The 13985-nt window shown below is 40.4% G+C and carries 10 protein-coding genes and 1 pseudogene; 2 read left to right on the plus strand and 9 right to left on the minus strand.

The window, feature by feature from the left end:
- Positions 1-401: 401 nt before the first annotated feature.
- The 5 genes from gshAB to AK95_RS22040 all read right to left on the minus strand — a co-directional run bounded on the left by gshAB (position 402) and on the right by AK95_RS22040 (position 7205).
- Positions 402-2729, minus strand: coding sequence for a bifunctional glutamate--cysteine ligase GshA/glutathione synthetase GshB (gene gshAB, locus AK95_RS22020; protein WP_071222036.1), 2328 nt, complete (start codon positions 2727-2729; stop codon positions 402-404).
- 28 nt (positions 2730-2757) lie between these two features.
- Positions 2758-4101 (minus strand): MATE family efflux transporter, encoded by a 1344-nt coding sequence (locus AK95_RS22025; protein WP_071222037.1) that lies wholly within the window; start codon positions 4099-4101, stop codon positions 2758-2760.
- A gap of 163 nt (positions 4102-4264) precedes the next feature.
- Positions 4265-5227: a thioredoxin-disulfide reductase gene (trxB, locus tag AK95_RS22030; RefSeq protein WP_071222038.1), complete on the minus strand. Its 963-nt coding sequence runs from the start codon at positions 5225-5227 to the stop codon at positions 4265-4267.
- A gap of 68 nt (positions 5228-5295) precedes the next feature.
- Positions 5296-6702 carry an NAD(P)-binding domain-containing protein gene (locus tag AK95_RS22035; RefSeq protein ID WP_071222039.1) on the minus strand — a complete coding sequence of 469 codons (1407 nt, stop codon included), beginning with the start codon at positions 6700-6702 and terminating at the stop codon, positions 5296-5298.
- Positions 6703-6890: 188 nt separating this feature from the next.
- Positions 6891-7205, minus strand: coding sequence for an ArsR/SmtB family transcription factor (locus tag AK95_RS22040; RefSeq protein ID WP_162487640.1), 315 nt, complete (start codon positions 7203-7205; stop codon positions 6891-6893).
- Between the two features lie 431 nt (positions 7206-7636).
- Between AK95_RS22040 and AK95_RS22045 the strand changes: the two genes are divergently transcribed.
- Together AK95_RS22045 and AK95_RS22050 are read left to right on the plus strand one after the other, a co-directional pair.
- Complete coding sequence (locus tag AK95_RS22045) at positions 7637-8086, plus strand: MarR family winged helix-turn-helix transcriptional regulator (RefSeq protein ID WP_071222041.1); 450 nt, start codon at positions 7637-7639, stop codon at positions 8084-8086.
- A gap of 225 nt (positions 8087-8311) precedes the next feature.
- Entirely contained in the window at positions 8312-8806 is a 495-nt protein-coding gene (locus AK95_RS22050) for an arsinothricin resistance N-acetyltransferase ArsN1 family A (protein WP_071222042.1), read from the plus strand.
- A 445-nt stretch (positions 8807-9251) separates the two neighbouring features.
- Here the strand turns inward: AK95_RS22050 and AK95_RS22055 are convergent.
- The 4 genes and pseudogenes from AK95_RS22055 to AK95_RS34960 form a co-directional block, all read right to left on the minus strand.
- Positions 9252-10153 (minus strand): annotated as a pseudogene (locus AK95_RS22055) (cation diffusion facilitator family transporter).
- A gap of 1633 nt (positions 10154-11786) precedes the next feature.
- The gene (locus tag AK95_RS33620) at positions 11787-12179 is read right to left on the minus strand and encodes a YmaF family protein (protein ID WP_074961918.1); all 393 of its coding nucleotides are present in this window, start codon (positions 12177-12179) and stop codon (positions 11787-11789) included.
- Between the two features lie 20 nt (positions 12180-12199).
- Complete coding sequence (locus AK95_RS22065) at positions 12200-12961, minus strand: DUF2935 domain-containing protein (protein WP_071222315.1); 762 nt, start codon at positions 12959-12961, stop codon at positions 12200-12202.
- 706 nt (positions 12962-13667) lie between these two features.
- Positions 13668-13853, minus strand: a complete 186-nt coding sequence (locus AK95_RS34960) for an NUDIX hydrolase (protein WP_071222044.1) — start codon at positions 13851-13853, stop codon at positions 13668-13670.
- Positions 13854-13985: the final 132 nt, after the last annotated feature.

Here is a 13985-nt window from a genome sequence, read left to right on the forward strand (position 1 = left end):
ATTCACCCCATTCTTGTAAGTTAAATCATAACCATATAATTTAATGCTTATATATTAATCGAAAGAGTGCTTGATTTCAAGTGTGTAGACTCTACTTCCAATAATTTCTCATTGAACAACACCAGCGTACACCCTTCCTGCAATTATGATGGTGTGAACGATACTTCGGCTCTTACCTCAAGTAGGTCTTCCACGAATGCGATAATAAAATCTTTATGTATTATCGCTTATATCAGCAAATTATATATCCGAAATCCCGCCCCCTCTTGGGGGGCAGGTCTCCCCGCCCTTCTTTCATTATTACTTTGTGTCAATCACAATTCGTTCATTCATTTGTCTAGACATCCTGGTTTCATGCGACACATTCCCCGATGGAATCAACTTACATAGCCGTAATCGAACTAACCAAACAATAAATCCAGAATCTTTTCATCTGCCTTTCTATTCTTTCCGATATAAGGGTAGCAGTGGATATGGATCGCTGGATTAAAGTTAATTTCTATAATGCTGTAATTCGTATCGGTTGCTTCTTCCTCCAAAGAAACAATCATCATATCCACACCACATATAGTGGCTCCTGCAGCTTTAGCTGATTGAATAGCAAGTTCCTTATAGCTGTTTGGCATTTCATCCGTAAAATCGATACTGTCTCCTCCCGTACTAATGTTCGAATTTTCTCTTAGATAGATAACTTCCCCTTGTTGGGGTATATCGTTCCAGCTCATAGAATGATTTTTCAAAAACATCGCTTCAGCTTCTCCTAACTGAATTTCCTCAAGGGGAGTCTTATACCCTTTACCTCGAAGTGGATCTTTATTCTTCTCATGAACTAGCTGTTCGATCGTGTGGACACCGTCACCGGTGACATTTGCAGGGACACGATGCAGGACCCCTACAACCTGATCCCCCATGACCAGAAAGCGATATTCCTTTCCTGTCATAAATTCCTCAAGAAGAACCGTTTGATCGTGAGTAAAGGCGATTTCAAACGCCTTTTTCATATCCTCTCTCGAATAATCTTGATTGAAGATCGTAATGCCCAATCCAAAATTGGTTGATTTGGGCTTTATCACAATGGGAGTACCGCGATATGTTTCATAGGTGGACATTGCTTCATCCAAGCTCTGAAACGCTTCCCCTGACGGTACACGAATTCCATGTTGTTTGAGAACTTCTTTCGTAACCACTTTATTTTCCATAATTAACACCGTACTATAGGAATCCAAGGAAGTTTTCGTTGCTTGCTTCACATACTCTTTATGAGTACCTTTTGATAGTAATACAAAATTCTCATCCCGATCCATCCACTTAAAGCGTATGCCTCGTTTCACCGCTGCCTTTAAGAGAAGTAGGGTTGATAATTCGAGATCCTCATACCCTGCAAAACGGTATCCATTTTGAATACTGTCCTGAGCGTATGTTTTTGCTTTTTCCAAATGGTATGTCAGATAAGATGATTTTTGAATGTCGGACTTCACCATAGATGCAACATTCAACTCAGTATGGAGAATCTTTTGCTTTTCATCGTCCAGAATGTGCTGAAAATCCTCATTCTTATGAAACAAAAGCTGCACCATATCCTTCATCTCATCGATAATAGCAAGTGCTATTTCCTCCATCGTGAACTGACTATGTTCAGGCTCGTTTAAATAGCCCTTAATTCCTTTCATAATCACCTGATCTTGGTTTACATCAGCTATCCTTTGATCATCCTCTTGGAAGGATTCATCTACTTTAAGCAGCATAAAGAGAATAAACAAATGTATAAAATGCATCATTTCTTTACTTATTCCAATCTTATGAAGTGGATTAATATCCATGAATCGAAGCTCTAAGTATGCTACTCCATCTTCCACAAGCTCTTGGCAGGGATTGATCCCCTTAGCGGTTTTTAAGCGAACGGGGCTGTAAAATTCCTTTACGCTCAGTAACTCATTCTGTTGAATCAGCCTGTTTAAGTCATGAACATACTCTTTGGCCGAATTAAAAGAAACATAATACGATTTTTCGTTCCGATAGCCGCACATACTGTTCCGAAGTGAGTTCATAATCGGAAAATAATAACTTTTATTATCATGGGAATCCGCCAAGTTAACACATTGCTCAATATAGGTATTATCAAAAACAGGACTTGCTCCTGTTAGATAGATGAGCAGCCATCGATACCTCATCAAGTTACGGGCTACTTTAAAATAAATTGCATCTTTGAACTCCTTATAGTCTTTGTGACGCCCCTGGGTATCATATAGTTTTGTAAGAAATTTCTCATCAAACGAGAAATTATAATGAATTCCACTTAACAATTGTCTTTTACGACCATACTTATCCGCTAATTCACTTCGATAGTCGTCCGCAACGGGATCGCTCATCCTGGCAATAGGTATTTCTTTCTCTTCGGGAAGCATGGGAGGATTGCTGCTTGGCCACAAATACTCTCCTTCCAATTCCACAGAAACGATGTCTTGCAAGGCTTCCATGAAACGATAAGTCTCTTCAATCGACTCGAAGGCCGGAGTTATCATCTCAATTTGACTTTCCGAGAAATCTGTTTGAATATAAGGGTTTTCCGTCTTGCTTCCAAAAGCCTTTGGGTGAGGTGTCAGTGCAAGCTTTCCATCTTGATCGACCCGTACATTTTCTTTTTCTAAACCGAAATGACCTCGAAGCAGATCATTTTGAAGTGCATGGTCTATTACAACCTCTATAAGTTCACGATTCAACAATTTCATGTTTATGACCGTCCTTTATCCTTGTTCATTAAGAAATGGCAAGCGATTTATGAATACTGCGTAAAGATTTTCTAAACCAGATGACCAAAATGATCCCCTTAAAAACACTACTTAGCGCAATCGACATCCACACCCCATTTAAACCAAACGATTCAGATAAGAGCAAAGCCAAGGGGATTCTTAGCGCTGTAAATAAAATGCTGAAGATCGGCGGAATATGTGTTTTACCAATACCGTTAAACGCACCTACGGTCATCAGTTCCATGCACATGAATAATTGGGAGAAGCCGATAATTCGCATGTAATCTTCCCCGAGCTTCATGCTCGTATCATCAGATAGAAACAGCGAAAAGAGTTGCTGAGGAAATAAAATGAATACGAGCGAAATGAAAGTGCCAAATATGGAGGTCAAGAGCAACGCTTTTCGATAACCCTGCTGAATTCGATCCAATCGACGTGCTCCGTAATTTTGTCCAAAAAAGGCCGCGATAGCCCCTTGTAGACCACCGATCGTCATATAGGAGATCGATTCAATTTGAATGCCAACTTTTTGAACCGCAATGGCATCAGCCCCCCATCTTACGATAATCTTAGCAATAATGATCGAAATGAACGTAAAAGTGACCCGTTGAATCGTGATCGGAACTCCCAATCGGATAACTTCTTTCATGAGACGCCTGTTCCAGACCGATTGCTTAGAGATCATTTCTAAGTTTTTCGTTTTCATGATAAACAGCAAAGTCACTAGTACATTGGCTGTTAGTGTAGCAATAGCGGCCCCTGCAACTCCCCAACCTTCAAAACCGCCGACTCCATATATTAAAAATGGATCAAGAATAATATTTAAAATGAGACCCATTGAAAAAATATAAAATGGTTGTTTACTGTTTCCCATCGCATTCAAAATGGTTGCATATAAGGTGTTCAGAATTGAAAATAGGGTACCTACTATCGAAATCAATAGAAATTGCTTCGCCATCTGCTCAACTTTTTCACTTCCCAGATCGAAGAAACCGATCAGCTGGTCCTGGGTCATTATGACAAAAACCATGTAGAGCAGCCCTAATACAATAGACATGATAAATCCGTTTTTCACATAAGACTTAGCTTGTTCTCTCTGACCGGCCCCCATACAATGTGAGACCTTGATGCCAGTACCAATCGTTTTCATGGTCGATAACGCAATCGCTAAATTAATGAAGAAGCTTGCTGTGCCAATTGCAGCAACCGGACCACTTCCTAGTCCTCCAACCCAAATCATATCCACAAGACCGTAGGTTGTAGATATAAAATTGGTTGCAATGATGGGAATCGTCAATTTCATTAAAGTAGACATAATAGGACCTTGGGTTAAATCATTCGTGCCCTTCATGATCTAGTTGCTCCTTCTTGCTCTCATGTTAAGGTAAAACCCGACCACAAGGGTCGGGGCAGAAAACGCTTGTGACTGAGTCAAGTTGTGCCTTATCGATTTCTGTTTGAATTAATTTTGTTATCTTTTTTAAGTGAAGTTCAATTCACACATAAGCATACGCTTATACATTAGCCAGATCTGTGACTGATTTTATAAATACGGATTCTGCTTCTAAAAATCGTTCGCTATCTAGCGCCGCCATACATCCTGTACCTGCTGCTGTTATCGCCTGACGGTACTTCGGATCCTGTACGTCACCGCAAGCAAAAACCCCAGGAATGTTCGTTTCAGTTGTTCCAGGTTTCACACGAATATACCCAACTGGATCGGTATCAATCTGTCCCTTCAAAAATGCCGTATTGGGCGTATGACCCGTCGCAATAAAAATTCCGTTGGTCTCGATGATTTCTTCATTTCCTGTTTTTATATCCTTGACTCGCAGTCCGGTAACTCCGCGATCATCTGCGATAATTTCAGTGGATTCTTTGCTAAGAGCCCAGCTTATTTTAGGATTTTGTCTTGCACGTTCCTGCATAATCTTCGAAGCACGCAGTTCATCACGACGATGGACAATCGTTACCTTAGAAGCGAACCTCGTAAGGAAATTGGCTTCTTCCATGGCAGAATCTCCCCCGCCCACGACCAGCACTTCTTTATTTCGAAAAAAGAAACCATCACATGTCGCGCATGTGCTTACGCCACGGCCGATATTCTCCTTCTCGCCTGGTATACCGCCAAGTAAATTCGCGGATGCTCCCGTGGAGAGAATGATCGTTTCAGCTTCCAATTGACCCAGCCCCTCAACGGACAATCGAAACGGACGTGAAGAGAAATCCACTTCATGCACCAAACCATTCCTAAACTCAGCACCGAATCGAATCGCTTGTTTTCTCATATTATCCATGAGCTCGGGTCCCATGATTCCATCAACAAATCCAGGGAAATTCTCAACTTCTGTAGTTAATGTCAATTGGCCTCCTGGTTGAGGTCCTTCAATAACAAGCGGATTCAAATTAGCTCTAGCTAAATAAATGGCTGCTGTTAAACCTGCTGGACCCGTTCCTATAATGATTGATTTGTACATCACTCTTCACTCCTTCGTTTGTTTGTACAGGGAGAATCCTGTCTTTCGATTCTCCCCTTCTCTAATTATTAATTGCAGCTCGTTTTATCAGATGAAACCGGCATGCAACAATCGTTGGCATTCGGCCCACTGCTAATACCACATACGCCGGTCTCTGGCAGCTCTAATTCAACCTTCGATGCAGCTTCCATATCGCCATCCAGGTATGCTGCAATGGATCTGACCTGTTCGTAGCCCGTTGCCATAAGAAAGGTTGGTGCCCGGCCATAACTCTTCATGCCAACGAGATAAAAGTTCTTGTCTACATGGCGCAGCTCTTTTTCACCATGAGGTCTTACCGTTCCGCAGCTGTGTACATTGGGATCGATAAGGGGCGCTAGTGCTTCAACACTCTCCGTAGCAGGATCAATACTAAGTCTAATCTCACTCAAGAATGAGAAATCCGGCCGGCTTCCTGTATTTACGATAATCTCATCGATTTCTTGTATCGCCTTACTTTCACCATTTGCAGTCCCTTTGATGTGAATCCTTCCATCGTGTTTAGAAACCTTCTCGATCATGAATGGAGTAACCACCTGGACTTGGCCGGCATCAATCAACTGATGAATGTGGCTTCCAAGTGCTCCTCGAGCCTCTAACTGGTCATTCTCTTCTCCACCGTAAGCTTCTTCAACCGATTTCTTTCTCATCACCCAAATAATTTCCGTATTCGGATCCGATTCTTTGAGCTTGGCTAGATCCAGCAATGTGTTGATCGCCGAATGCCCACCTCCTACAACTACTACACGTTTCCCTGTGTACTTCTGCCTTTGTTCTGCCGATAAATCCGGAATTCCATAATAAATGTGATCTTTCAAATCACGCTCTTCACGTGTCCAAATCCCGTCTGCATGCAGCGGATTCGACTGTCCCCAGGTTCCGGACGCATCAATGACTGCCCTGGTTTCAAAGCGTTCCGTGGAGTTATTTGTTTCAACATAAAGTACGAATGGCGCAGCTTCACGCTTAGCCGATTTCATTTTATCTGTGTTTTTTTTCGAGATGGAAACCACTCTGGAATTCAACAGGATATAGGGCTCCAGTTCAGGCACCTTCGCCAAAGGTCTCAAATATTGATGAACGATCTCTTGACCGAAAGGTAATTCCGTTAGGACGGGTGGCTGCCATCCATGCATACGTAAAAGACGCTCAGCGGCTTTATCCATGTTATATTGCCATGGTGAAAAAAGACGTACATGTCCCCATTGTAGAATGTTCTGACCAATGCTGGATCCGGCTTCAAAAAGGATAAATTTTTGCCCTCTCTCCACCAAGTGAGCTGCTGCAGCCAAACCAATCGGGCCGGCACCGATAATCGCGACGGGCAGGTTAGGGTTATAGGACGCATGCTCCTCCTTTACAGCTTCTTTAGTGTTTGACGGTACTTGGGGAGTACAACAAGAAGATGAGGCTACCTTAAATTCGATATTTTTCATTCGTAAGCCCTCCTAGTTTTGATATACATCAATTTTTTTTGATTTATGAGCCAATGTACGTACAGCGGTTTAGATAAGTCACACTTCGAATTCAGATCGTGCTATAAATGGAATTCTAATCTCTTTATTTGCATATTACAAGTATAAGTTTGATAAGAAGTACAATAATGAAGTTAGACCATTGGACTTTATGAGCAGCATCCACTCTGCTTGTCGTCTATCGAACGAAAAATGCAACACAACTCAGGTGAAAGCAGCCGATTAACTACAGCATGATTTAACTCATAATAGCTCCAAGTCCCCCTCGTCTCGAGAGTGATCATCTGGGCATCGAGTAGAATTCTTAGGTGATACGATAGCTTTGACTGAGGCATTTCCATGATTTCCATCAGGTCACAGACACAAACACTACCTTTTTGACTAAGCTCATGCATGATCTTCAGTCTTTTCTGATCAGCCAATGCTTTGAATTTAGTTTCGTATTGGGCAAAATTAACATTCACGCTGGATGGCTGGATAACGTTCAGTTCTTTGATCATAAACTTTTTACCTCCATTTAGCAGCAAGGGCAACAAGCAGCGGTTGGTTGAACAGTGATAGGTGCCGAGATGTTCATCGTCTGTCTCAAGTGTTGTGAATTCAACCACTTCCACATCTGTCGTGCCTTCAGCTCAATTTCATTTTGTTGATATTCAATCAATTTTTCCATCATGTAGTGATTCATCATTAGACGTCCCACCATTCATCAATAAAATTTGATGAATGAAGCATATCATGAAATAATTGTATATTCAAGAAATAAATCAAAATATTTTGATTAATAATCGTTCAGCCAGCTCATATGAATTAAAATCCAAGATCTTATATGGGATCCCACGTTATATTTGCATGTTGCAAATATTTGTTGTATAACTATGACAAGAGGTGATTCAAAATGGAAAATGCTCGTGAGTTGTTTCAGATCATGACCCGAAGATTTGGTCTTCTAAATAAAACCTGTTGCAGTGTCGGAGGAAATGATGTCTCGTTAGTACAAAGCCACATCTTATATGAGATTGACCGGCAGCACAATCCTTCGATGCAACAAATCGCCGAAACTTTGGGAACTGATATTACAACGTTTAGCAGACAGGTCCAATCTTTAATCAAAATGAATTTAGTGAAAAAAACTCAAGATCCTCAGGACCGAAGAGTTTATACACTGGCACTTACGACGGAAGGAAAGTTTATAGCAACAACCATTGATCGACAAATGAACGACTATCTTAACGAAGTATTTTCGTATATGACTGAGTTCGAAAAAGAAACCGTGCTTCACTCCGTTAAAATTTTTAACGATGCGATGGCGAAATCTAATAAATGCTGCGGCCCATTATCTGAATAATAAATTTGATATATAGGAGATGAATTACGATGTTGCTCCATTCTTACGTTGCAGAGTATTTAATGAAAAGTGACCTTCACATTCAAAAAAGCCGAGAGATAACCAATAAAGAACTCAATAGAAAACAAACACGTATACCCTTCTCGTTTTCAAGACAACCACGCATAAATACTTGCTGTGTCACCTGCTGCTAAGCTTATATTTCCTACATAGGAGGAACTAACAATGAAAACCACTTTGATTAGAGCAGCAGATACTGGCGACGTGGAACGTATATTGCACATTTATAATCAAGGAATTGAGGATCGTATAGCTACACTAGAAGTTGATCAAAAAGATATTATATATATGAATGATTGGTTCCAGCAACATCAGGATCGCTACGCTGTCATTGTAGCTGAGTATGATAATGAAGTAATCGGCTGGGCTTCCCTCAACCCATACTCACAACGATGTGCTTATGACGGTGTTGCCGACCTATCCATATACATCGATCGAGCTTTTAGGGGCAAGGGAGTTGGAAGCATTCTTCTACATCGTCTTGAGGAGATTGCCAAGGAAAAAGACTTTTATAAAATTGTGTTATTTACATTTCCGTTTAATCAAAATGGTCAAGGCTTATATCATAAACTTGGTTACCGTGATGTGGGGGTATTTGAAAAGCAAGGGGTCTTGGATGGGAAATATGTGGATGTTAAAATCATGGAAAAATTGTTGTAAATATTAAGTTATTTAGATCCCCTGATTCAGATCTTCGGGCTGATTCTGGTCTTTTTCCAAGCAGTAGCTTCTGGAAGTCTCATTATAATCGGAATTTTCCTCCGACATAATCCCATTCCTTGCCTGCACGAGGTCGCAAAGTCTATATATTAGATGTGCCAACCAATTTGTTATCCATACATTTTCAGGATATTTTTAACCCAGAACTGGCTGATCTCCTGTAGTCACTTTTGTATCATTAGACAAATATAATATCTCCTCCTGTTGTTTGTTGAATAATATAATCTGTTGTCAAAGAATCCGAAATCGTCCTTTTAATTTCACTACCTCCGCAGATTTTGGCAACAAGAAAAGGACGAACTGTATCAGCTCATCCTTTTTCACTAATATTAGTCCCAAAAACTTCAATATTGGTACTTAATCTTACTTGTGCAATAATATCAAACTATAGTTCCCTATTATTCTGCATATCCTCATTTTCAAATGAAGGTTCAACATGGACATGTACATATGAAATATCATGTACCAATTTCAATTCGTTTTCTACACGAGTTGAGATATCATGTGCCTCTAACAAATCTAAACCTGCTTCGACAAAGAGAATAATATCTACACTAGTATTGCTTCCATAAGATCTGGCTCTAATGTCTTTAACACCCTCCACACCTCTAACAGTCAAAACAGTTTCCCTATATAAATCAATTTTTTTCTCATCATAGCCGTCTGTTAAATGATGAGTTGCATCACGAAAAATATCCCAGGCGGTTTTACAAATCAACAACCCCACGATTACAGCTGTTAAAGGATCCAGCCAAGGTAAACCAAACTGAGAACCGATGATTCCAATTACTGTACCAATGCTTACCCAAGCATCTGAGATGTTATCTTTCGCTGCAGCCATAAGCGCCTGACTACGAATCTTTTCGGCAAGTTTTATGTTGTAGCGATAGACAAAATACATAACAACCGCACAAAAAACTCCCGTATAAGCTGCTACTAAATCAGGGGAGTCTTTCCTTCCCTCAAAAATAGAGCCTACAGCTTCATAGAGTACTTGAAAACCCACCGCCATCATTATAAAAGATGCAACTAACGAAGCAACACTCTCAGCCTTCCAGTGACCATAGGTATGATCCCGGTCCGCAGGACGTTGAGAAAGCCGGAGTCCAATTAATACAGCAATAGACGCAACAATATCTGTCGCGTTGTTCAATCCGTCGGCCTTCAATGCTTCTGAGCCTGCAGTATAGCCGATGAACAACTTTAGGGATGATAAATATATGCTACGATGCTGATAATCGCGCCTTTTTCACCCAATTTTAAATTATCATATTTCAATTGATCCACCTCGAGATTCCTCCTTAATCATTTGAATAACATTAATCATGAAGATAATGTTACCAATCAGGGATCAAGTGGGTCTAGAGAAACGTTTTTTCTATGAGCCTAGTATATTTCGGGTGCTAAAAACAATGGCTGAAATTAAAAAAAATTTCCTTAACTCAACAATCAACAGCTTTCGTTTTGTTTTATCGATTAATTGAGTTGAGTTGGTTTCTGTATATGATAGGGACACACGCCAACGCGATGCCCCTTTTCTGCTGTTTTCCAGCCCCTCGTCTCTAACCTATTCACTTATGTATAGGACATTCAGAATAAGCTTGCCATCGCCTTGGAAAGTGTACATGGGGACGGTAATTTACCGCCCCCAATCGAAGGGAATGATACATGAGTATGGCATAGCACCACAACAGGTGAATTAATTCTGTTTAATTTAATGAATGTTCTTTACGTGCCGTTGTGTGATTAAATCCAAAAAGTTCCTAAGATAATAACCAAGAGAATAAATAATACCAGTACAATACCTACTGAATTACCGTGACCGTAACAAGATTTATCGTAACTCACTGATATTTACCTCCTTGCATTGTGGAATGGTACAGTTTATGTACATAGACGGCCTTAGACTGGACATTTCGGCAATAATGATCAGAATGTGCCAATGTACCATGGATAGGATTTAGAGGGGTTCTTACACACTGCTGTCTGCTACAGAACTGCTTCGTCTCTGTCCATTCACCCCAAATACACCTCTTACACTTATCCGGCTGTTTCGGTTTATACCCCATTCGCTGAAGCTTATTACGTTTTCCGGCCATGTCGTTGTTCCTCTCGTTTTCGTGACGATTTGCCCGATGTGAGTCTACCCAACCACTCCATTTCATATAACCCTCACGCTCCTTAGACACGATAAAAAGCCGCTCCATATTAGGAACGACTTCGGATTTATATTAAATTCGAGAAAAGATCATTGCGACCGTACCGGCGCAGCAAAAACGCTACGCTCTTTGGTTTAAAAGCATCTGTACTTAGTAACTAAAGAGGAAGAATAAGACCATTTTAACGAGCTGCCGAAAATGGCGTCAAAATAAACAAATTCTGAATTTTGCCTTTTACTCAACTGTGGTCCTAATTTCTCCTATTCCCTCACTATTTTGATATTGTTCCCTGTTTGTATTATTCTGGAAATGGGAAAGTCATTTGATAGGAGAGTTATAGTTGGATAAATCGAATACATTAGCAAACATTATTAGTATCGTAATCACACTCTTATTTGTATCAGTATTGGCTAGCATTATCGCTGCAGTTGTCACACTCTTTTTTGTATCAGCACTTTATTAGAGTGCAACAATAGATACACCGGTTTTACAATATTTAGTTCCTGTATCCAATGAAAACAAAAAAGATGAGAAGATTTACGCCCCGGTCATATGCTGCATTCCTGCAGCCGTGCGTGTCATTCTCGCCTTTTTCTATGCTTACATATTATCATGGTAAAACCTTCAGGTGGTGTTCAATATTGAGTCAGGTTACTGTCATTTTAAGGTCATATCCCGCTTATCTAACAGATATCATTACAATGCGAGAACACTCACCTAACAAGACAAGATTACAGTTCCTGACTACGTTTGATGTTATTTTATCCTCCTTGTTCATTACCAGTCTTTCCATTATATCGATGAGCATGTGGAATTCTGCCATCTACTGTAGTATAACCTTCAAAATAATGATAGTGCCCACCGCCTGCCAAGGGAATGGCGGGGCCGGTTGTTCCTCTAATCATGTGCTTGTGTTGGTCATTAAATGATGTTTGGGCATGATAATGATGGACGTGTGGAACGCCGCTTGGAGCTGGTTCAGTTACACCCACATAATGATGGAAGTGTCCAACATCAAAGGATGTATCTCCTTCAAAGGGATGATCATGAACGTTAACTGGTCTTCCATCCCAAGATGTAAGAAAGAGTTTATGTGAATGTCCGGAATCGAAGTCATTGGAATGAACAACAAAACCAGTTATTTGTATTTCCATCAAATAGTGCCTCCCTTACATTACAACAATATTTCTTTCTTGTTTACCTTCATGCCACACAATGACCGATCGAACATGTCAAGAATAAATAAAAATCGTTCGGCTTCACGAAAAACGTGATCTGCTAATAAAGGGTGAATGATACTTTTGATTCGACACTCCTCAATTAAGTCGCGCGCCGTCTTCTTAAAATCTCGCAATGATTTGACTGAAACGCGGTTTTCATCAACAAATTGACTTAGTAATGGATGAGTTTGCGATTGTGGACGCATGGAACTTAAGTCAATGGCTTGAAACATCAATGTATCAAAATCTTGGCTAAACTCCTTTGCTTGTTCCACTAATTTTCGCTCGGATGGATCCAGCAGATGACCTATAAATTTTGCATGGTCAGCCATGATTTTTAGGAAAAAGACATTTTCATCGATAATCGCATCAGGTAATGGTTCAAGTCTCCCGCTATTGAGTTCCTCTAACCGATTTCTAAAGTAATTTGCTTCTCGGCTAACATGATCTACAAGCAAAGGGAAATTGGTTCCCCCAGGAAGTTGGCACCTTAGTATAAGCCCAAGTACCTTTCTCTTAAATGCCCAAATGTGTGAAGCAGCATTGTGAACTTCTGAATTAAACTGTCTAATTGTTTGGGGATCCGTATCTGCTTGATAAGAATGTGATCTTCTTTCAATCTCCTCAAAGATTGCTTGAAATTGATTAGCCTCATTAATTAACTGCGTGTCTTCACATCTAAATCCAAGTCGAAGAAATAAGGAATGTTCTTTCATAATGCGTGACCAAAAACGTACTTCGTCTAATGATCTGATTACAAAAGGATCCGACAAATCATATCCCACCTTTCGGCACACTAAATAAGACGACCATTTAAATATGCTTGATATCAGAGGATATGAGGATGGCATGTTTCAGTATGCTATCGGAGAATAAAAAATCACGATCAATTAAGGTTAATTTATAAAGCCTCTCCAGCAAATTGCCTATTGAGGCTGGAAAATTATCAAGTGTAATAATTGTAAGAAGTATCACGGTAAACCAGCCATGTGGTTTTCAACATAGTCACGCTAGAGTCAATTTGTGTTCAGTTTACGGAACACAAATTTCACTGAGGCAACTTGTTTTCTCAGACTACACGATCTTTTCAATGCTCTATTTTTAAAGATCGTGGCAAAACTGTTTCTCTAGACCCACCAGTTTTTCTCATTGTATCATTGAAACTGTTAAAAAAAGGAGCACAGTTTATCTAGTAAAGGGGGGACTGACTCCGCAACGATACTTCCATATTAAGTTCCTGAGGTCGTGAGAGAACAGTTTTTATTACGGGTTCATTGCCCCTAAAGCCGCCACGTTCCCGGCTCCCCCCATCGTAAAACGACCACAAAAAAAGGCCAACCAGAAGATTCTGGCTAACCTGATAATACGAAAAGCCGCTAAAATAGCGACTTCTAATGGGACTATGTTCTTATCCCCCGACAATTATTTGCCACGATTTAGGTTATCTACTTGTCCTACTGTTATGCCTGTCTCCTCTGAAATTTCGCGTAAACATGAGATTTCTGGATTGATATATTCATCAGCTTCCACGTGGGGCTGAAATGCCGTGTGGTCGTGGTCGACGAATCCGTCCAGAGACTGGTTCAATGCGAAAACGATCTTTGCCATGGGACTGACTCTCCTCCCTGGTTTTCTCGCACATTCATCATCAAGATTACACGTTCCATATGCAGCCTTCTTTATGTCTACATTTTATCATCCAACAGCATGTCCTGTTTCTCATGGATTGCTAATGTGCAC

Source organism: Paenibacillus sp. LC231, assembly GCF_001860525.1.
Classification (GTDB): Bacteria; Bacillota; Bacilli; order Paenibacillales; family Paenibacillaceae; genus Paenibacillus_AQ.